This window comes from Roseofilum capinflatum BLCC-M114, from assembly GCF_030068505.1.
Taxonomy (GTDB): domain Bacteria; phylum Cyanobacteriota; class Cyanobacteriia; order Cyanobacteriales; family Desertifilaceae; genus Roseofilum; species Roseofilum capinflatum.
This window is the reverse complement of sequence record NZ_JAQOSO010000092.1, coordinates 110045-130870: the sequence shown is the minus strand read 5'-3', so window position 1 is coordinate 130870 and position 20826 is coordinate 110045. Positions and strand designations below refer to the sequence as shown.

The window sequence follows — 20826 nt, the reverse complement described above, 5'->3', positions numbered from 1 at the left end:
AGCGCAGAATTACCAACTATGAATAGAGATTCGATGATTACCATTCCTTTGAGGAAACGGGATTTTGATCTGGCTAACCGTTGGAAACAAAAATATGAACATCCTCAAAAACAGGAGCAAATTTATCTGAACACTTTGGCTCGGTGTGCGGTTAGTGCTTACTTTCAATATCTGGCAATAGAGAGTGATTTAGCCGATAGAATTGCACAGAACCAGAGTAATGATGATTTTACCCATTACTTTATGGATATCGCGGATTTAAATTTGAAAGGGTTTGGTAAAATAGAATGCCGTGCTGTGTTACCGAATGCGGAGGTTTGTTATATTCCTCAAGAAGTATGGCAAGATCGAATTGGCTATTTTGTCACGGAAATTGATGCCCAAGAGTGGGAAGCGAATTTGTTGGGGTTTGTGAAGCAAGTAAGTACGGAGTATCTTCCACTACATCAAATCCAATCTCTTGAGGAGGCGATCGATCATCTATATCAAGTCAAAGAGGTAGAAGCAGATCATCCATTAGTTAAATTATGTGAATGGTTTCAACAAATTTTTGAGAATGGATGGCAGCCCGAAGAAGTTGCGCTCACCTTAGCTTTAAATCCAACTCGTAGTATTAAGCCCAATCATCAAGGGATTGAACAACCCGAAGTCAATGGTGCAAAAGTGATCCGTTTAGGAGTGCAAATGCATCAAGAAACTGTGATACTGATTATTCGGCAAAAACAATTGAGTGAAGCAGAAATTCAGATTAATGTGCGGTTGTATCCTGCTGCGGATGCAATGTATTTACCTGATGGAGTTCAATTGACAGTATTGGATGAAACGGGTACTCCTATCCCTAAATTGCAAGTACAAGCGAGAGCAGCGAATTGGCTAAAGTTAGAATTTACAGGTGAACCCAAGGATCAATTTAGTATTCGCGTAAGTCTAGAGGAAAGTAGTGTTACAGAACATTTTTTGTTATAATTGTGCTATACTGCTGATCATCTACAACCAATTGTCTTGTGTGGAAATTCAAAGGGTATGGCAGTTACCAGAAAATGGGTCATCTTTGAGTTTGGAGAAGGAAGCTTTGAAACGGGCTTTCCAGTCACGGTGCGTATTGGAACTGATGGAATTGAAGGAAGTAACCGTATTCCCAATGGATGGTTGCCACCTGCTCCTAAAGGTTTAACAGAGTCTAGTCTTGGACAATGGAAACAGAATTTTGAAGAATGGATTCAATATTTTGCCAGTCGATCAATTAAACTTCCTGCTGCTCAGGTTAATCAAGTAGGAATTAGCTTTCCTCGACAAACAGAAGAGCTAGAAAAGAAAGTTCAAGAATGGTTAAAACATCAGCATAAAGATTGGCAGAAAATTATTAGCGCTTTATCATTGGAACTTAATAGACAGGATAGAGTTAGAGTTATTATTCAGACAGATAATGATTCGCTAAAGCAACTTCCTTGGCAAGTTTGGGAGTTATTTAGCGATTCTGATAAATTATCCAAAACTGAGTTTGTCTTTAGTCCATCACAGCAGACAGCCGTGGGGCTAAACTTGGACTCCAGAAAACTATTTCAAGTTAAAATTTTAGTTATTCTGGGTGAGCCGTTAGAAAAAGAGACAATTTCAAAAATTGATTATCAATCAGATCTGGATGCAATTAGTAAATTAGATGCAGACATCGAGTTTTTAGCGCAGCCAACTCGCCAAATTTTAGTTGATAAATTGTGGGAAAAACACTGGCAAATTATTTTTCATTCTGGACATAGTGGGAGTGAAAGAGATACTAATAAAGGATATTTATTGCTAAAGCGGAATCAAAATGGAAGTGAAGAAACGATCTCTATTAGCAATTTAAAGGAATCTTTAGTAGAAGCCATCGCTAATGGTTTGCAATTGGCAATATTTAATTCCTGTGATGGGTTGGGTATTGCCAATCAGTTACAAGAGTTATCTTTGCCTCAAGTTATTGTCATGCGGAATAAAGTTCCGGATACAGTAGCACAAGACTTTTTACAGGATTTCCTCAAAGCTTTTGCTGGTGGAGAGGGTGACAGAAGTTTACATGATGCTTTACGCGAAACAAGGAAAAAACTCAAAGATAATTATGATGATAGTTATCCAGGTATGAGTTGGAATCCAGTGATTTTTCAGCAGCATCCTGACACTCGACCTTTGTTGTGGAGAGAGTTTCTTAAAGTTTCTAAAAAGGCCGATCAAGCTAAAAATTCTGATAAATATAATAAATGGCAATGTGTTGATATTGTTGAATCAAATTTGAGGAGTTATGAAGCTTATGATCTGTGTCGATGTGTTGCCGTTAATCCCGTCAATGATAGGATAATTGTCACCACCTTTGGGTCAATACTGAAAATGTGGAAAATAGAAGAAGATAAAGACAGTCATTATCAGCTAATTTTTCAGAAGAGCCTATCTGTTGATCTCGGTAAATGTTATGATATTTCAATCAATCCAAATGGTAGGCAAATAGCTAGTTGTGATTTGGGTACACAGGTCAAGATTTGGAGTTTACAAACAGGTGAATTGCTAAATGCTTTAGGAAATCGAAGATTTGCAATTTTAGGAGAAACTACTGATGATATTCTTAATATTGCATCTAATTTCTTACCTATATCAACAGACTTTGTTTACAAGCAAGCTAGTAGAACAAATGTAGCAGGACATTCTGACGATGTGATGTGTGTGAAATTTAGTCCGAATGGAGAATTTATCATAAGTGGTAGTATAGACAAAACAATTAAAGTTTGGGAAGTACAGACCGGACAAATTATCCATACGCTTTCTAGTAGTCATGACAATGCTCTTTTGGCCATCAACACTGATGGTAGAACAGTTGCTAGTATGTGTGACAATAAAATTGATATTTGGGATTTGCACACTGGCAAAATCAAACGGACTCTGTTTGGGTATGATGCAATTATACGATCATTAGCATTTAGTCATGATGGTAATCTTCTAGCTAGTGGAACTTATGAAGGAAGACTTAATATATGGAACTGGAAAGCAGGTCAGTTACTTCATTCTCTATCGGCTGAATGTAACAATGTATCTTGTCTCACTTTTAGTCCAGATAATCAGATTTTAGCTAGTGGGTGTTCGGACAGCACCATTAAGCTCTGGAATCCTATAGATGGAACACTTATTCAAATGTTAGATACTCCTGAAACTGATGGTTGTTATTTGAGGGGTATTTATTCTATAGTTTTTGCTTGTGATGGAAAAGTTATAGTCAGTTCTTGTGCAGACAAAAGTGAAATTAAAGTTTGGCAAAAACTGAAATAAAGGAAGACCAGCATAAATCGCTATCACTTATCCCAAACTTATCTACCACATTTGCATAATTTCAGAGCCTCCACAACGTTACTTCTATAGAAACACAAATGGAAGTAACCCAACATGGAAAACATTTTCATCCTCGTCGTCTGGTTTCTCATGGGAGCTGCTACCGGAATGGTTGCAGAGAAGAAAAACCGGGATACCACATTGTGGTTTGTTTTAGGCATTCTCGGCGGTTTTATCGCTCTATTTGTCGTTCTCGTTTTGCCACCGGTTTAGCCTTTCCTGGGGAGTCTACGTTCTAGCAACTCCCCCTCCCTTTTGCATAAAAGGCCACCTCCGCAAACGTTACATCAATAGAACAACATTCATGAAGGACAAATCCAATGACAGATACTCGCAACTTTAACGCCTCCAACCTTAACCTCAACGGTCTTACCCATGCGGTTAAAGAATGGTTTGAATTCCAAAACTATCAAGTCCAAGACCTCCAATTAAGCAATGGCGACAAAGTAATTCAAGCGCGTCAAGGAGGATGGCGCAATATGCTCGGACTCTCCTCTGCTCTGAACATCGTTCTCCGTCACCAAGATAACACACTCACCGTAGAAATTGGGGCCGGAAAATGGGCGGATAAAGCCGTTGTCGGCGCAGTCAGCATGTTTGTTTTATGGCCTCTGGCCTTCACTGCTGCTTATGGTGCATGGCAACAACAAAAACTTCCCCAACGCACGTTTGATTTCATTCAACAATACATCTATCAAGGCTAGATAGCCATCCCTAGAGAGTAGAAAAGCATAATTTCTACTCTCTAAATTTGTTAATCATGCAGAAGTCAGATCAAATCCCATTAAAGACTTGTCATTGCGACCGCAGGGAAGCAATCGCCAAGGTTAACGAAATTGTCGGGATTGCTTCATTTGCGTTCTATTCGCAATGACTTCTTCTAACAATTTTGTACCCCGATACAGCGCAAACGATTGTATAAAAATACTGGAGGACAAGCTGATGAGCATCTCTAACCCCAAAAAAGAATGCAAGCGCAAGTTTTGTATTACCGTTGGCATTATTTTGCTGATTGAAATTCCCCAAGTTGTCGCCGCTTGGGTTACCTTAGCCGATAAAATTACCCTGTTCCCCACCCCCTCTATTCAAGTGGTAGAAACAAATTATCCACGGTTAAAGTAACCACAAGTTGAAGATGAGTTTCAGCTTATTGCCTACCTGTATGGTATAAGCTGAAACTTTTTTCTCTCATTGCCTGTATCTGGATCTTACAAGAGCAATGTCGTGCGATCGCTCCTTAATTGAACGGAAAGACAAGCGCTATAGTGTTTCTGCGGTGATTAAACAAGCAGTTCATCTCCATGATCCCTAAAAGAAGGGTTCAACTGGATTAGCTACAGTGGAGGGCGCGATCGCGCCCTACCCCATACCCCGTATAAGGTCGCTTATAGGGTGGTTGTAACCCTAAAACAATATCCTCCCTCGGCACTCCCATGGCCACCAACTCTTCTCCCACATCACTATCCGTCGCGTTCTGCTGTAACCAGATTTGCCCGTCTCGAATATCGAAATGTAACACTGTATAATAGATTCGCTTCAAATGTTTCCACCCCACCCGCATCAGTTGATAGCGATCGCGCTCTACATCGAAACACAGTAAACTCTCCACCTCGGCCGTATCCTGACTGTAATGACTATGTTCCGTTAGGAGTTTTTGAATACAGTCTCGATAGTGCCCTATCTTATCCATTGCACAACCTCCTCAAAAACGGGATCGTAAACTAACAACTTAACTTGATTTTGCCGAACAGCAACCTGCGCTAGACGACTCTGGAAAAAACTTTCGTAGGCCTCAACTGGAACTGCAAGATAAAGCGATCGCTCAGGTTCATTCACATCCAGCATAATTCGGTAATTTTAAAATTGCCCCAATGCTGTATGAAAATCACTAATCGCTGAAGGACTAATAAAACTCTTAATCTCCACCGCAATTTTTTCGTTTTCCCGTTCCGCAGCAATCAGTCGTTCTGCGGCTAGATCGATTTTAACCGTAACTTCTTCCCAATCCAACTCTAGGGGGTCATCTGTAATTTGCCAGCGATCCTTGACTTGATTTTTGTGGTATCATCTTATTTTGTGAGAATGATTATCATTTTATGTTTAGTCTATGACCCTTACATCCAGCGACATCACTCCATCCTCACTTGAGATTCCCAAGCGAGGGATGCCAGTGACCATCATCACCGGTTTCTTGGGCAGTGGCAAAACTACCCTAGTCAATCAGATTCTCAGCAATCGTCAGGATTTGAAAGTAGCGGTATTGGTGAATGAATTTGGCGACATTGATATCGATAGTCAACTGCTGGTGTCTATCGATGAAGAGATGGTGCAACTGAGTAATGGCTGCATTTGCTGCACCATTAATGATGACTTGGTTGAGGCCGTTTACAACGTCTTAGAAAATAGCGATCGCATTGACTATCTGGTGATTGAAACCACAGGCATCGCCGATCCCCTGCCCATCATGCTCACCTTTCTGGGTACTGAGTTACGAGATCTAACCCATCTTGACTCTGTAATTACCCTAGTGGATGCGTCTGAATTTACCCCAGAACATTTTGATAGCCAAGCAGCCCTGAAACAAATTGCCTATGGGGACATTATTCTGCTCAATAAAACCGACTTAGTTGCTGTTGAAAAAGTCGAGGAATTGGAAGGTCACATTCAGGCGATCAAAGAAAAGCCTCGCATGATGCGCTGCCAAAATGGGAAAGTGCCTCTGCCGGTCATTTTGGATGTGGGATATAACAACCAAGAATCCTACGCCGATCTCGTCCAGGAAGAGATTGAAAAAACCCAGCTCGATCGCCACGATCCCCACCATCACGATCACAGTCATGACCATCACGATCACGAACATCATCACCATCACTCCGATCATTTGGATAACGATGGGTTTGTGTCTGTATCCTATCGCAGCGATCGCCCCTTCTCTCTACAGAAGTTTCAAAAATTTCTCGATACTTTACCCTCCAACGTATTTCGGGCTAAGGGTTTGCTCTGGTTTACCCAAAGTCCCCAGAAACACATCTTTCAGCTCTGTGGCAAGCGCTTCACTCTAAGCGCTGAAGACTGGGATAATGCCACCCCCAGTAACCAACTCGTGGTCATTGGGCGGCATATCAACAGAGAAGAAATTTGTCAGCAACTCGCCCTCTGTCAAGCGCCCTAGTTCCTGGTTCATTCATTTTCTCCATCGTAGGAGGGCAACCTCCACACAACTCAATTCTGAACTGTCCTTATACCCCCCTTAAATTTTATGACTGCCCAAATGCCTGCTCGTAACCTATCTGTCGATCAAACCATTGCTGCCATTTCTGCTCCACCTCAGCCACCGGTTTCCCAAGCCGAGATGGAACAAGCCGTGCGAACCTTGTTACTAGGATTGGGAGAAGACCCCGATCGCGAAGGATTGCAGGATACTCCGAAACGAGTCGTCAAAGCTCTCCAATTTCTCACTTCTGGTTATCACCAATCCCTGGATGAATTGCTCAACGGCGCTGTATTTCACGAAGATACCGATGAAATGGTCTTGGTAAGGGATATCGATCTCTTTAGCTCCTGCGAACACCACATTTTACCAATCCTAGGACGTGCCCACATCGCTTATATTCCCAACGGTAAAGTCATTGGTCTTTCCAAAATTGCCCGCATTTGCGAAATGTATGCCCGTCGCCTACAAGTTCAGGAACGGCTCACTCAACAAATTGCCAATGCTCTACAGGGTTTGCTACAACCCCAAGGTGTCGCTGTCGTTGTAGAAGCCACCCATATGTGCATGGTGATGCGGGGGGTACAAAAGCCAGGTTCTTGGACGGTGACCAGTTCTATGCAGGGAGTCTTTGCTGAAGATGCCAAAACCCGCCAAGAGTTTATGAGCTTGATTCGCCACAGTCCCTCATTTCACTCTTGAGGATAACTGCATCTAGCCAGATCGTAGGGTGGGAAGGGGATAAGCGACATTATTGGAATCCTACAAGCATACCCTGCCCACCTTACCCAGATCCTTGAGTTCAGTATCCGGACTTGATATGAATGATCGATCGCCTATAATCTAACCCAGAGCGTTCTGAGGAAGAGCGATGACAGCCACGTTACCCACAGCAACCCCCCCTGAAATGATCCATCTTTCGGGTATTAGTTGGAAAACCTACGAACATCTTCTGGAAGAACTGCAAGACCGGCGTTTGCGCTTAACCTACTATTGCGGAAAATTAGAAATATTGGCTCCTTCACCCGAACACGAACTGCATAAAACGGTCATGGGGCGCTTTGTCGAGACTCTGGCAGAAGAATTAGAGATTAACATTTATCCCCTGGGATCGACTACATACAAGCATCCAGAGTTAAGCGGAGCAGAACCTGATGAATGTTTTTATATCCGCAATATTGCGGCTATTCGCGGCCGGCGAAGATTGAAACCGGAAGATCCGCCCCCCGATCTGGTGATTGAAATTGATATCACCAGCAGTTCCAGCGATCGCTTGCAGGTGTATGCTTCTTTGGGAGTCCCTGAAGTTTGGATTTATGATGGCAACGCTCTAACTATCCAACAGTTACAAAATGAAGAGTATATTGCCTCTACGAACAGTCAATTTTTCCCCAATATTCCCATCCCAGACATTTCCAGATTTCTCCAACAAGCCGAAACGATGGATTATTTAGAATTAATCAAGAGGTTTCGCAATTGGGTCAGAACAGCGCTTTAAGTTTGTTTCAGACCATAATAATCCGCACAATCTATCGAAATATCGGGAAGGTTATCAAGCATAGAATCCCAAGTATTGTGGGATTTTAGAGCTTCTACCACAATAGGAAGGGGTTCGGCAAGAATGACGTTAAAATCTGCTTCTTCAGGCAACTGAATTTTAAATGATAAACATTCCTGGGGAGGAGCAAATTGAGCATTAACTCCGTCTTTGTTCCCTCTGGAATCTACCCGATACCAACCAATTTCCGGTAAGTAAATAGCATTGAAACCATGTAAGCTGTAGGGTGCGCCCTTATCATCAATACTCAATCGTTGATAGCAAAAGCCTGCGGGGATCTGATTAGCTCGAAGGAGTGCGGCTAGTAAATGACTTTTAGCGTAGCAATACCCTGTTTTGTGCCTAAGAACATCAGACGCACGACAAGTTACAGGATTCATTTGATAATCAAAACTGTGATAAATTTCATCTCGCACCCACTCGAAACAAGCCTTAGCTTTTTCTAATACGGTTGTACATTCTAACGTGATTTTTGTGGCACAGTCCATAATTTCTGGATTTTGCCAGTCGATCGCGTCAGTCGCTTGCAAGAATTCTTCCATGTAGTTTTTCCTTAATCTGCGATCGCCGTTAGACAACTCATCCTATTTTATAACCCCCTTAAAAACTTCTCATAGCCTTGCTTAAATTTCTCTTTGCCATCTCGCTCAACAACACTGCCATGAGCCATAATAACTCGATCAAAGTCCCATTGTAAAATTTGTTTTACTAATGCTCTAACTCCTTCTATGTCAGTTGTGGCAATGCGCTCTAGTAGAGATGGACTCAATTGTTTATATCCACCAAGAATTCTAGCTGCAAATTGCGTGAGCAGTGGAAAGCTTTCGTCAAAGTGAAAGGCTGTATCTGTTAAAATTAGAGTCCGGCTAGATGCATGAAAAAAGACACATTCATTGAATTCATCAACTCCGTTTAAACCCAAAACCCTAAAGCCCTTGAAAAAGACGAACTCTAACCCAGCGAATAACTCACCCCTATCTCTCTCGATAGTGCGATCGATGGGCAATTCTGGTTTTTTGATCCCTAAGCCGGGTACAGCCCAAAATGTCGCTTCGGGATAAAGAGATTTGAAGTTAGATGCAAATAAATGGTGATACAGGTTGGGCGCAATCATATGTTTAACAACTCCAAGTTCGCCAAGCTGACTGACGAGTGTATCGCTGGCTTGAATAGGAGAAATCACGACTAATTCTCGATTTTCCAATCGAATCATGGTCATTCTCGTTCCGACGCTGAGTCCAAGATATCGGAGGGGTTGTTGGGCAACCCAAATATCTGTGTCAAGTTCTTTGAGCATTAGGAAACTCCACAGGATGAGTTAAGATTATAGTCTCTCATTGCTGTGTTGGCAGTCTGCGCCTCAAACTTGAGCCTCTCGTATGATGGTTACATCAATTTCAACAAGCTGCTCTGGATAACCCAGCCGCCAAACCCCCAATAGAGTTGCGGGAGGGACTCGATCCTCGAACCATGTTTCGATCGCACTCCATGCAGCAACAAGATTCGCCTGCTCACCCACAACATATACAGTGAGCTGCTGAATATCAGCTTGAGTAAAATCATAAGCACCCAGTAGAGTCTGAAGATTCTGCAAGCATTGGGTTGCTTGTGCAAAAGGATCGTCCTTGCCAACCAATTGAGCGCTTGCATCATGGGGAACTTGGCCAGCTACATACAGTTGATTTCCAATTTGTTTAGCATAATAGTAGTTGGAGGTTTTTGCTAGTCCTGCTTCTGTCTCGATTTCGTTCATTCTAAGACTCCTGATGCAATTATATGAATATGAAACGACGGGCGATCGCCGATGCAGGCTTGGTAACAGGCATGGTATAACTCATTAAAACTACTATAGTGATTAGCGAGTTGATTGACAAAATTCTAACTCTGTCAGTCAAATTGGTTTGTACAACAGGTATCTTGTGAATTTTGAACAGATGGCTGATTGCTGTGGCGCTCTACTAGAGTGCAGGCATCAAGTTCCAATGTTGATAAAGGTCTTCTGCGTAGAACATAATTTCTTCGTTAGGCAGATAAAGTTTTGGTTTTTGCCGTGGATATAAACTTTCAAGACATTGAACGTCTTGTTGTACAACAATTGAAGCCATATTGAGTAAAGACTCTTGCATCACTGATTTCAGTGCGGGATCGCTGAATTTTGCATAGAGCAAAATAAATGTTTGGGTTGTCGTCTCTGTTTCTGGATAAAGAATATGACCTTGATAGGTTTGAACATCAGGTGAAACTAAGCAAAAGAACTGTGTTGAGGGAAACACATATTCTAGAAAATTCTGCATCACTTCTGGAATGGCTCCTAGGAAAGGACTGGCGGTAATTTCCTCTGGTGTGTAGTCAGCTTTCTCCACGGCTTGCGAAACCTTGGCATAGATGCCCTCTTTCGTCACGAATTTCGACTGACAAGATTTCACTTTAAAAAATTCTCGATGAGTGCCATTTTGATGATCATGATCGTAGTTAATCATCAGACTACTCAAAAAATCACTTTGAATACTTCTCTGGGCGGTTACGCCTAGAAATTCGTACTCAGAGGCAACCTTGCGGTGCAACTCAGGAATCGGGAGTCGAGGCTCAAATCCGCCGTAAGTCCAGATCAAGTCCCCATCAATAATTAAGTCTAACGGGTCAGCCAATGGCGCTCGACTTAACTGACCTTCTCGCCACAAATGACCCGATCCGTTGAATTCTACAGCATGAAATGGACAGGCGATCGTATTGCGCTGCTCACAAATCCAGCCATTGGATAAAGGGGCTTGCATATGCGGACAAATGTTATTGAGAGCGAAAACCTCTCCAGAGGCATTCTGCCAAAGGACGTAATCTTGGGCATTCAATGTGACTTTATAGGGGCTATTGATACCCAGCATGGACTTGTGCGCGATCAGCCAAGGCGCACCAGGAAGAATGGGTTGCATAACGAATTCTAATTAAACATCTGTTTAGCTAATTAAACAGATGTTTAGTTGACTTGTCAAGCCCTTTTGAAGGGAAAATACAGCACTTCGCGCTGCTATAAGTACATTGGCAAATGCTCAAACCTTTGTACACTAAGACTTTTGCCTTTTGCCTTTTGCCTCTTGCCTAGCGCAAAGCGCTATAAGGTTTAGGCTGGATAGAGTAGTCTGTTTGCTAAAATGCTCTAGATCATGCCCAAGCCATTTGACCCTGCTGCCAAGAAGGAAAAACAAAGTCGTAATCCGGAAGTCACAAAAGCTAATATTCTGGCCGCTGCAATTGAAGAATTTGCACAGTATGGTTTATCTGGCGCAAGGACAGAAGCGATCGCTACTCGTAGCGGAGTGACCAAGGCGATGCTCTGCTACTACTTTAAAAACAAAGAAACCCTGTATAAATCCGTCTTACAGCAACTTGTTGATGAAATTAATAATGCCTTTCAATCCATTGATTTGGAGAAATTATCTCCGGAGCAGGCATTAGAAACTGTTGTGCGAAACTATATCGGGTTTGAAGTGAGTCATCGCTGGCATGGAATGCTCTGGTTTCAAGAAGCGATTCAGAATCAAGGACGCTATGGGGAACAGACAGGTTGGGAAGCTGGGTTTCAAGCCATTGTTGAGATCTTGGAGCGAGGCATTGCTGAAGGGAAATTTCGCCCGGTCGATCCATTCCTGACAGCCATTAATATTTTAGGGGTTTGTTCGTTTTACTTTGATGCCTATGAAAACTTGAAGTATCTCAATACTGAGAAAGCTCTCCTCAGTGCTGAGATGGTGAAAGAGCAAACCGAAACTGCGGTTGAATTTATTCTTGCTGGATTGACGACTTCAGGACAAGTATGAGCAATAGTCAATTACGGACTAAATTTTTCGTTCATCGTTCTGGACAGCTATGATAGAGCCTAGTTGGACTGAAACATTATTTCTCCAACAAGCCGAAACGATGGATTATTTAGAATTAATCAAGAGGTTTCGCAATTGGGTCAAAACAGCGCTATGAAGATGAAACGGCGGGCGATCGCCCAAGATACGCTAAATATTCTCAATGTTGGCTCTTATCATGGGGAGCAAGGGCAACTGGTGAATATCCAACAGGACATTAAAACCTGTTTAGCCAGAACCACATACTACGAACCTGAAACCCTAGTGACTCTTGAAAATCAGGTTCTTTCCCTTGCGCCTCCCTTTGAGCAGACGGAGTTTATTGTTAAGAATGAGACGACTTTAGTCGGGGCAGAACGCCTGGCGCGATCGCAGCAGTTTGATAGAATTGGTGTCCTTAATTTTGCCTCCGCGAAGAATCCTGGAGGTGGATTCCTCAACGGTTCCCAAGCTCAGGAAGAAAGTTTAGCTCGCAGTTCAGCATTGTATGAGAGTTTAACTCAGTGCCGAGAATACTACGACTATCATCGCGCTCATCGCGATCTGTTGTACTCCCATCGGATGATTTATTCACCCCATTGTCCCGTTTTTCGCCAAGATGACGGCACATTGCTAGAGACTCCCTATCGGGTCAATTTTATCACCAGTCCAGCGCCCAATGCTGGGGCGATCGCCCGCAATAATCCCGAACAACTCAAAGACATTCCTCAAGTTTTAGGCGATCGCACCCGTAAAGTCCTCAGTCTAGCTGCCCATCACCAGTGTGATGCTTTAGTCTTAGGCGCTTGGGGATGTGGTGTGTTTAGAAACGATCCCACCGTTGTTGCCCAAACATTTGCTGATTTCCTCCTACCCGATCGCCCCTTTTGGGGGCGCTTCAAAATGGTAGTATTCTCTGTTCTTTCCTCAAACAAACAGCAGCCCATCTTAGCTGAATTTGAACGCCAATTTACAGATAAATCCTGATATAGCCCTTGACAAAAGAAAGGGTGTAGGCGATAATGGAAATGGTATCCAAAAATATTTTAGAGAAAATAGGGAGCGATCGCATCAGACCCACCCTCAAAATTTTTAATTTATAACTCAATTACCGGTATCCTAGATTGGGGGAACTCCCCCTGTACATTCTTCTACCCTTGACCCATGAACAACGCCCTGAAAAACTGTAGCCTTTTCCTCGTTGGTATGATGGGGGCAGGTAAAACCACAGTCGGTCAGGAGTTAGCCAAACAGCTCAATTATCGTTTTTTTGACACCGATACGTTGATTGAGCGAGTTGCCGGTACAGATATCCCCCAACTATTTGCCACTCAGGGAGAAGAAGGCTTTCGGCAACTAGAAACCCAGGTACTCGCCCAATTATCCGCTCAATTGCGCTCCGTAATTTCTACGGGGGGCGGTATGGTGCTGAAACCCGAAAATTGGGGCTATCTGCGCCATGGGATAGTCCTGTGGCTTGATGTTCCCCCAGAAGTTCTCTACGATCGCCTAAAAACCGATCAAACTCGCCCCCTCTTAAAAACAGCCAATCCCCTAGAAACCTTACAAACCTTGTGCGATCGCCGTCAAGATCTCTATGCCCAAGCTGACTTACATCTAAGCCTAACCGGAGCTGAGTCCCCCGAACAAGTCACCAATAGGGTGTTCGCGGAACTCCCTCGGATCTTAAAAGCCAATTCTGTTCACAATTAACAGTTGAGCCACTCGGCTCTCATCCACAATCAGACCTTTGTTAGATCAAGGAATCCATTCATGTCTACAGCAGCAACTGACCATCTCGACGAAAATACCCGCGTTCGCGTCTTAAGTGAAGCTCTTCCCTATATCCAGAAATTTGCCGGCCGCACAGTCGTCATCAAATACGGGGGAGCAGCCATGAAAGATAGCACCCTCAAAGATCAAGTCATGCGCGATATCGTCTTTCTCTCCTGTGTTGGAGTGCGTCCGGTGCTAGTTCATGGAGGAGGGCCAGAAATCAATACCTGGTTAGGCAAATTAGGCATCGAAGCCCAATTTAAAAATGGCCTGCGGGTGACCGATGCACCAACCATGGATGTGGTCGAAATGGTCTTAGTCGGTCGGGTAAACAAGGAAATTGTCTCCTTAATTAGCCAAGCTGGAGGTCAGGCGATCGGCCTCTGTGGTAAAGATGGTAACTTAATTACGGCTCGTCCCCAAGGCCAAGAAGGAATCGGATTTGTAGGAGAAGTAAGCAGCATCAACACCAAAGTATTACAGCCCTTACTGGAAAATGGTTATATTCCCGTAATCTCTAGTGTAGCCTCTGATTCCCAAGGGCAAGCTTATAACATTAATGCCGATACCGTAGCAGGAGAGTTAGCCGCCTCCTTATCCGCAGAAAAACTGATCTTGTTAACCGATACATCAGGAATTTTGAGAGACTATAAAGATCCCTCCACCCTGATCGATCGCCTCGATATCCAAGAAGCTCGTCGCCTGATTGAAGTTGGAATTGTAGCCGGAGGCATGATTCCCAAAGTCCAATGCTGTGTCCGCAGTTTGGCTCAAGGAGTGAAAGCCACCCATATTATCGATGGCCGAGTGCCCCACTCCCTGCTGTTAGAAGTGCTAACAGACACTGGAATTGGTTCGATGATTGTGGCTTAGGGAGGAACAATGGAACCGTTAGAGAATGCCCAACAAGCCTATCAGACGGGACGGATAGCCTTCGAGCGCGGGGAATATCGGGAGGCGATCGCCGCTTTAGAAACCGCCAAAAGCCAAGTCGCCAAATCTTCCCCCCTAGGAGGGGAAGTGCAGATTTGGTTAGTCACCGCCTATGAAGCAGCCGGAAATAGCACCGAAGCCTTATCCTTATGTGAGACCCTAGAACATCATCCCGATTGGCACACCCGCAAACAAGCGCGACGCTTATTGGAGATTCTCAAAGCTCCCCAATTAAATCGTCGTTCAGAATGGAATACCACCATTCCCGATCTATCCACCATGGATGAGAGCGATCGCCTTTATCGTCGCGGAACCGGAACCACTCAGGTTAAACCTCCAAAATCCCAAGAGGAATCAGAACCGGTGGATCTCTCTTCCGTAGAGACAGAAGATAATCGCTTTCTTTGGGTGGCTTTAGGGGCGATCGCCCTAATCATTGGCGGGTGGATTAGCTTAGGATAGAGGGATAATGGGAACAGTGCCAACACAAGAAAGATAGAGCAAATCATGGGAAAATATCGATCGATGGCTCGGATTTTATGGCCCTTATATTTAATCGTGGCGATCGCCCTAACCGGATGCGTCAAGTATGATGTAGGCGTAAACTTTCAAAGCCAAACCTACGGAGAAATGGTGCAACGGGTACAAATCTCCGATCGCCTGCACGATTTTAGCCAAGTCGTCGCCGAACAATGGTTAGAAAGTTTGCAAGAGCGCACCCGGAAATTGCGAGGCAAAACCCAACGCATTTCCGAGCGGGAACTGCTCGTCACCATTCCCTTTTATAATGGTGCAGACCTAGCCTCAAAATTCAACGAGTTTTTTAACCCCGCCAATCCTCAAACCCCGCCAGAAGACGAAACCCTACCCCAACTCACCTCCGAACTCAACCTTGCCCAAAATAACTTTTGGGTCGCCATTCGCAACCACCTAGAAATGGAAGTAGACCTGCGATCGCTCGCCGTTCTATCCTCAGAAGGCAACGTTCTCGTCAGTCCCGGCTCCCTCTTCAATCTCCAATTTGCCCTCACCACCCCCTGGGACGCTCAACCCATCACCCAAGCAGAAAACAGCCTCACCCCCGTCCCAGACCCCGAAAATCATCAATTAGTTTGGACACTTGAAGCTGGAGAAATCAATCACCTAGAAGTCATTTTTTGGGTTCCCAGTCCCATCGGGATTGGAGCATTAATCATCCTAGCCGCCATTTTTGGCGGCATGACCCTAAAAGATTGGTTTCCTCAGAAGGGGTAATGGGGAGATGGGGAGATGGGGAGATAGAAAGGATAGCCTCTTGTCTATTCCCTATTCCCCATTCCCCATTCCCTATTCCCCATTCCCTATTCCCCATTCCCTGTATACTTATCTTTTTCTGGAGATCTCTATGGAAGCATTAAAAGAAAGAAACCTATTAAGCGTTGCTGACTTAACCGTTGCCGAACTACACGAGCTATTAACCTTTGCCGCAAAACTCAAATCCGGAGAACTCAATTGGACTTGTCGTAAAATTCTCGGACTCTTATTTAGCAAAGCCTCAACCCGTACCCGCGTCAGCTTTAGCGTCGCCATGTATCAACTCGGCGGTCAAGTCATTGACATGAATCCCAGCGTCACCCAAGTCAGTCGCGGCGAACCCGTCGCCGATACCGCCAGAGTTTTGGGCCGGTATTTAGATATTCTCGCCATTCGCACCTTTGAACAAAAAGAACTAGAAGACTATGCCAAAGATGCGGGAATTCCCATCATTAATGCCCTCACCGACTTAGAACACCCCTGCCAAATCTTCGCCGACTTACTCACCATTCAAGAATGTTTTGGCAGTTGCGAAGGCAAAACCCTATCCTATTTTGGTGATGGCAATAATGTCGCCAACTCCCTCTTACTCGGTTGCGCCATGATGGGCATGAATATCCGCATTGCTGTCCCCAATGCCGAATATGAACCCAACCCAAAAATTGTCGCCCAAGCCAAAGAATTTGCCGGTGACAAAACCGAAGTCATCATTACCCACAATGCCCAAGAAGCCGCCCAAGGATGCCATGCTTTATATACCGACGTTTGGGCAAGTATGGGACAAGAAAAAGAAGCCAGAGAACGCATTCCCCTCTTCAAACCCTATCAGGTTAATTCAGAACTCTTAAAACTAGCCGATCCCGAAGCCATTGTACTCCACTGTTTACCCGCCCATCGCGGTGAAGAAATTACCGATGAAGTAATGGAATGTTCCCAATCTCGATTATGGGATCAAGCCGAAAATCGTATGCACGCCCAAAAAGCCCTCCTAGCCAGCATCCTAGGTAACGATGAATAGCCGAATCTTGCCCTCATCCTGAAACAGTCCAGTAGTGCCGTGACCGTGCTAATTTGGTGCTTTAGGAATGCGAGCATCTTGCTCGCTAGGGCACACAACAGCGAGCAAGATGCTCGCACTCCTTTATTGCCTCATTTTAGTATTGTTAATTGTTAATTGAAATGTCTAATCCAGAACAATTGAATTTATTTGATAACTCAAGTATTGCCAGTAGTTCTGAGTTTTCCTCCTCAGAACAGATTCCCAAAGATGCCAAAATTCCCATTCCCCCAGGAACCTATCCAACCCTAGATGCACTCACACAGCATTGCCAACAGTGTCAGCGTTGCGAATTAGGACAAAACCGCACCCATGCTGTTATTCACAGGGGAAATCCTCAAGCACCTTTAATGATTGTCGGAGAAGCTCCGGGCCAAAATGAAGATGAGCAAGGTTTACCCTTTGTGGGGAAATCGGGTCAGTTATTAGACAAAATTTTGGCTTCAGTAAACTTAGATAGTCAACGCGATATTTATATTTGCAATGTGAATAAATGTCGTCCTCCAGGAAATCGTAAACCCACCGCACCAGAAATGGACGCTTGTAAGCCTTATTTACTAGAACAAATCCGCCTAGTCAATCCCAAAATCATTTTATTAACTGGTGCAACCGCCGTTCAGGGTATCCTCGGAGAGAAACGAGGAATTAGCAAAATTCGCGGTCAGTGGTTTGACTGGCAAGAACGGTTTTGTATGCCCATTTTTCACCCCGCTTATTTACTACGAAATCCCTCCCGCGAACCGGGAAAACCGAAGTGGTTGATGTGGCAGGATATTCAAGAAGTTAAGCGCAAGTTGGATGAGATAGAGAGGGTTTGAGCCTCCAAAGAATTCATGATATCATGTCGAGTTAAATAGATGTCATTGCGACCACAGGGAAGCAATCACTACAATTTGCAAGATGATCGAGATTGCTTCATTTCACTCCGTTCCATTCGCAATGACTTGTTATAGCTGATTTAGCGGACATGATATGACTCATGACTGGGGTAGCGCAAATCCCCGCAGCGTTTTCAGTTCAGTGTAGGCTTGCTGGAAGTCGTCGCGGGTAATATAGAGTTCGCTTACGGGTTGGTTGAGGGTGCGGAAACGGCGGATGGCTTGCAAGGCTGCTTGGTTACTTAGAAGGGCCAGATCTGCGCCGCTCCATTCTTGGGTCAGTTGGGCGTAGTGGGAGAGGTCAACACTGGACAGGGGCCGGTCTTGGTTGTGGACTTGGAGGATGGCGAGACGACTGGGGGTGTCGGGGAGGTCGATTTTCAGTTGCAGGTCGAGACGGCCGGAACGCAGGAGCGCGGGATCGATCGCCTCTGGACGGTTTGTAGCCGCAATTAGAATCAGGTTTTTGGTGGCCGATAAGCCGTCAATTTCCGTCAGCAGTTGCCCCACAACGCGATCGCCGACTCCAGAATCGCCGCTATACTGACCTCTGGCGGGCGCTAGGGTATCAATTTCATCGATGAAAATGACGCAGGGAGCTGCTTGTCTGGCTTTGGCAAACAGTTCGCGCACGGCCTGTTCTGAGGCTCCCACCCAGCGACTGAGTAGCTCTGGCCCGGAAATGGCGATAAAGTTGGCTTGGGCTTGGGAGGCGATCGCCTTAGCCAGCAGGGTTTTACCGGTTCCGGGTTCTCCCATCAGTAAGATGCCTTTGGGCGCTTTGGCTTGCGTTTTTTGATACAGTTCCGGATAGAGCAGTTGCCCTTCAACAGACTCTTGCAAGAGCTGTTTAATCTCGTCTAAGCCGCCAATATCCTGCCAAGCGACTTGGGGAGACTCCACTTCTACAGAGCGCAATACGGCGGGTTTAATGGCGCTTAAGGCTTGGTCAAAATCATCGCTATTAATGGTTAAGGGGGCGGTGGGTTGGGTGTCTGGGGTGGGCACTTGGCGACGTAGAGCTTGATGGGCTGCTTTTTGACAGAGGGCTTTTAAGTCTGCACCGACAAAGCCGACAGAGCGGGCGGCGATCGCCTCTAAATCTACGCTAGATTCTAAGGGCATCCCTTGGCTAAGAATCTGGAGAATCTTGACCCGCTCCTCACTTCGGGGGACTCGAAAGACAATTTCGCGATCGAACCGTCCCGGTCGTCGCAAGGCCGGATCGAGGCGGTTAGGCAAATTGGTTGCCGCTAAAACGACCACCGAATCACTCACCGCAAAACCATCCATCAACCCCAAGAGTTGACCGACCACGCGCTTTTCCACTTCTCCTTCCACTTGGGAGCGATCGGGCGCTAAACTATCAATTTCATCAATAAAAATTAAACAAGGCGCATTCCGAGCCGCCTTCTCAAATAAAGCTCTTAATTTCCCTTCCGATTCCCCATAATATTTACCCATAATTTCCGGCCCCGTAATGGCGATATAATTCACCCCTAATTCGGCAGCCAGACAGCGAGCAGTGAGAGTTTTCCCCGTACCAGGGGGCCCCACTAACAGCACGCCTCGCGTCGGTTCTAGACCCAATTGCGCCAGTAATTCAGGACGTTTTAGGGGCAGTTCCACCAGCTCTCGCAATTCCTGTTTCACCTCTTCTAAACCGCCAATTTGGTTTAAAGATAAGTTGCCAGAATTAGAAGGCGTTGAATCCCCCTCACCTGCCGATGGTGGTGGCGTAACAATCACCTCTGGGGATGCTTGACTAGGGCGACCTTTGGGAATACTGCCACCCTGGGGAATATTGCTCAAGGAGCGAAATTGGATATCGGTTTTTACTTCCCCTTTTTCCGCTTTTTCTTCTATCCGTTTAGCCAGTTCTAATAACTCTTCAAATCCTTTAAATAAATCGTTCATCATCAATTAGGGATAAGGTTTAATGCCGTCTCATCTTCCTTGATTCTACTCGCAGGCGGCGATAGTCAGCAAACCAGGTAGAGTCGTGATAAAGATGGGGACGCAAACTCCTTTCAATCTGGCGCAAAATTGAGTCTCGTTCCTCCAGGGGGACTGGGGACAGGAAGTGAGAGGCAAACATTTCGATCCAATGGCGTAACCCCTCTTCTCCCTCCAATGCGGTTGGGCGATCGCACAGTTGGGCAAATCTGACTTCTAAGCCATGATTTTCTAACAAAGAGGCATATTCAGCAATACTCGGAAAATACCAAACGGTTTTGGGGACATCATACCCTCTAGCCACCAGAATTTCTTCAACAGCAGTAACTATCGTTTTCACATTACCTTTCCCGCCCAATTCAGCAACCAAACGTCCGCCCGGTTTAAGGGCGTTTGCTATGCCTTGAACGACGGCTTGGGCATCGGTCATCCAATGGAGCGCCGCATTAGAAAAAATGGCATCAAAACAGTTAATTTCCGATAACTCTTCCCCATTTTTGAGTTGAAACTGAATCTGGGGATAGTTGGCCTGAGCTTGGGCAATCATGGACTCGGAACGATCGCAGCCAATCACCGTAGCTCCAGATTCAGCAATTTTAGCAGTTAAATGACCGGTTCCACACCCCAAATCGAGGATTGATTCTCCCGGTTTGGGCGCAAGTTGGGTTACTAAGTCGGCTGCCAGTTGAGAAACATAGTGATGTTTACTCTCGTACAGTTCGCTATTCCAAGTTTGAGTCATAAACCTATGGCCGTGACACAGCTAAAAATGTGCATTAGCGTAGGGTGGGTTAGGCGGCTAAAACCTAGACTCTGACAGCAATCTATCAATCCGCCGTAACCCACCATTTTAGGGTTGTCACGGCACTATAGCGCTTTAGGCTAGGTAATGGGTCATCATGGAGGAGAATATAATCGCGGTGGGGGCAGGTTTTGGGAATCGATTCTTGTTCCCCTAAATTTGGGTGAACCTGCCCCTA

General features: G+C 45.0%; 23 protein-coding genes and 1 pseudogene. 16 read left to right on the top strand and 8 right to left on the bottom strand.

Annotated features, from left to right (window positions below):
- Positions 1-18: 18 nt before the first annotated feature.
- From PMG25_RS17890 to PMG25_RS17870, 5 genes are all read left to right on the top strand, one after another.
- Positions 19-966 (top strand): DUF1822 family protein, encoded by a 948-nt coding sequence (locus PMG25_RS17890; RefSeq protein ID WP_283768254.1) that lies wholly within the window; start codon positions 19-21, stop codon positions 964-966.
- 57 nt (positions 967-1023) lie between these two features.
- Positions 1024-3291 (top strand): WD40 domain-containing protein, encoded by a 2268-nt coding sequence (locus PMG25_RS17885; protein WP_283768253.1) that lies wholly within the window; start codon positions 1024-1026, stop codon positions 3289-3291.
- A gap of 114 nt (positions 3292-3405) precedes the next feature.
- The gene (locus PMG25_RS17880) at positions 3406-3564 is read left to right on the top strand and encodes a hypothetical protein (RefSeq protein WP_283768252.1); all 159 of its coding nucleotides are present in this window, start codon (positions 3406-3408) and stop codon (positions 3562-3564) included.
- Between the two features lie 107 nt (positions 3565-3671).
- Positions 3672-4055, top strand: a complete 384-nt coding sequence (locus tag PMG25_RS17875; RefSeq protein WP_283768251.1) for a hypothetical protein — start codon at positions 3672-3674, stop codon at positions 4053-4055.
- 238 nt (positions 4056-4293) lie between these two features.
- Positions 4294-4473: a hypothetical protein gene (locus PMG25_RS17870; RefSeq protein WP_283768250.1), complete on the top strand. Its 180-nt coding sequence runs from the start codon at positions 4294-4296 to the stop codon at positions 4471-4473.
- 208 nt (positions 4474-4681) lie between these two features.
- On the opposite strand, the gene PMG25_RS17865 is transcribed toward PMG25_RS17870, so the two are convergent.
- Entirely contained in the window at positions 4682-5041 is a 360-nt protein-coding gene (locus PMG25_RS17865; protein ID WP_283768249.1) for a XisI protein, read from the bottom strand.
- Positions 5029-5397, bottom strand: a pseudogene (locus PMG25_RS17860) (element excision factor XisH family protein); the annotation flags it as partial. The gene PMG25_RS17865 and the pseudogene PMG25_RS17860, both read right to left, overlap by 13 nt.
- A gap of 61 nt (positions 5398-5458) precedes the next feature.
- On the opposite strand from PMG25_RS17860, the gene PMG25_RS17855 reads away from it, so the two are divergent.
- From PMG25_RS17855 to PMG25_RS17845, 3 genes are all read left to right on the top strand, one after another.
- A complete protein-coding gene (locus tag PMG25_RS17855) occupies positions 5459-6523 on the top strand; it encodes a CobW family GTP-binding protein (RefSeq protein WP_283768248.1) in 1065 nt (354 codons plus the stop codon).
- Between the two features lie 99 nt (positions 6524-6622).
- Complete coding sequence (folE, locus tag PMG25_RS17850) at positions 6623-7264, top strand: GTP cyclohydrolase I FolE (protein WP_347178874.1); 642 nt, start codon at positions 6623-6625, stop codon at positions 7262-7264.
- A 169-nt stretch (positions 7265-7433) separates the two neighbouring features.
- Positions 7434-8060, top strand: a complete 627-nt coding sequence (locus tag PMG25_RS17845; RefSeq protein ID WP_283768246.1) for a Uma2 family endonuclease — start codon at positions 7434-7436, stop codon at positions 8058-8060.
- On the opposite strand, the gene PMG25_RS17840 is transcribed toward PMG25_RS17845, so the two are convergent.
- The 4 genes from PMG25_RS17840 to PMG25_RS17825 form a co-directional block, all read right to left on the bottom strand.
- A complete protein-coding gene (locus PMG25_RS17840; RefSeq protein WP_283768245.1) occupies positions 8057-8662 on the bottom strand; it encodes a transglutaminase-like domain-containing protein in 606 nt (201 codons plus the stop codon). The genes PMG25_RS17845 and PMG25_RS17840 overlap by 4 nt on opposite strands.
- 47 nt (positions 8663-8709) lie before the next feature.
- Complete coding sequence (locus PMG25_RS17835) at positions 8710-9417, bottom strand: DUF4336 domain-containing protein (protein ID WP_283768244.1); 708 nt, start codon at positions 9415-9417, stop codon at positions 8710-8712.
- Positions 9418-9480: 63 nt separating this feature from the next.
- Positions 9481-9873 (bottom strand): RidA family protein, encoded by a 393-nt coding sequence (locus PMG25_RS17830; protein WP_283768243.1) that lies wholly within the window; start codon positions 9871-9873, stop codon positions 9481-9483.
- A gap of 205 nt (positions 9874-10078) precedes the next feature.
- Positions 10079-11050, bottom strand: a complete 972-nt coding sequence (locus PMG25_RS17825) for a Rieske 2Fe-2S domain-containing protein (RefSeq protein ID WP_283768242.1) — start codon at positions 11048-11050, stop codon at positions 10079-10081.
- Between the two features lie 231 nt (positions 11051-11281).
- Between PMG25_RS17825 and PMG25_RS17820 the strand changes: the two genes are divergently transcribed.
- From PMG25_RS17820 to PMG25_RS17785, 8 genes are all read left to right on the top strand, one after another.
- Positions 11282-11935: a TetR/AcrR family transcriptional regulator gene (locus PMG25_RS17820; protein ID WP_283768241.1), complete on the top strand. Its 654-nt coding sequence runs from the start codon at positions 11282-11284 to the stop codon at positions 11933-11935.
- Positions 11936-12094: 159 nt separating this feature from the next.
- On the top strand, positions 12095-12940 hold the full coding sequence (locus tag PMG25_RS17815) for a TIGR02452 family protein (protein WP_430540976.1): 846 nt from the start codon (positions 12095-12097) through the stop codon (positions 12938-12940).
- 177 nt (positions 12941-13117) lie between these two features.
- On the top strand, positions 13118-13666 hold the full coding sequence (locus tag PMG25_RS17810; RefSeq protein ID WP_283768239.1) for a shikimate kinase: 549 nt from the start codon (positions 13118-13120) through the stop codon (positions 13664-13666).
- A gap of 60 nt (positions 13667-13726) precedes the next feature.
- Positions 13727-14602 (top strand): acetylglutamate kinase, encoded by an 876-nt coding sequence (gene argB, locus PMG25_RS17805; protein ID WP_283768238.1) that lies wholly within the window; start codon positions 13727-13729, stop codon positions 14600-14602.
- Positions 14603-14611: 9 nt separating this feature from the next.
- Positions 14612-15124 (top strand): outer membrane protein assembly factor BamD, encoded by a 513-nt coding sequence (locus tag PMG25_RS17800; protein ID WP_283768237.1) that lies wholly within the window; start codon positions 14612-14614, stop codon positions 15122-15124.
- Positions 15125-15169: 45 nt separating this feature from the next.
- A complete protein-coding gene (locus PMG25_RS17795) occupies positions 15170-15916 on the top strand; it encodes a DUF3153 domain-containing protein (protein WP_283768236.1) in 747 nt (248 codons plus the stop codon).
- Between the two features lie 130 nt (positions 15917-16046).
- A complete protein-coding gene (gene argF, locus PMG25_RS17790) occupies positions 16047-16973 on the top strand; it encodes an ornithine carbamoyltransferase (RefSeq protein WP_347178873.1) in 927 nt (308 codons plus the stop codon).
- A gap of 161 nt (positions 16974-17134) precedes the next feature.
- Positions 17135-17830 (top strand): uracil-DNA glycosylase, encoded by a 696-nt coding sequence (locus tag PMG25_RS17785; RefSeq protein ID WP_283768234.1) that lies wholly within the window; start codon positions 17135-17137, stop codon positions 17828-17830.
- Between the two features lie 159 nt (positions 17831-17989).
- Here the strand turns inward: PMG25_RS17785 and PMG25_RS17780 are convergent, their stop codons facing one another.
- Together PMG25_RS17780 and PMG25_RS17775 are read right to left on the bottom strand one after the other, a co-directional pair.
- Positions 17990-19807, bottom strand: coding sequence for an AAA family ATPase (locus PMG25_RS17780; RefSeq protein ID WP_283768233.1), 1818 nt, complete (start codon positions 19805-19807; stop codon positions 17990-17992).
- Positions 19808-19826: 19 nt separating this feature from the next.
- Positions 19827-20588, bottom strand: a complete 762-nt coding sequence (locus PMG25_RS17775; RefSeq protein ID WP_283768232.1) for a class I SAM-dependent methyltransferase — start codon at positions 20586-20588, stop codon at positions 19827-19829.
- Between the last annotated feature and the right edge of the window lie 238 nt (positions 20589-20826).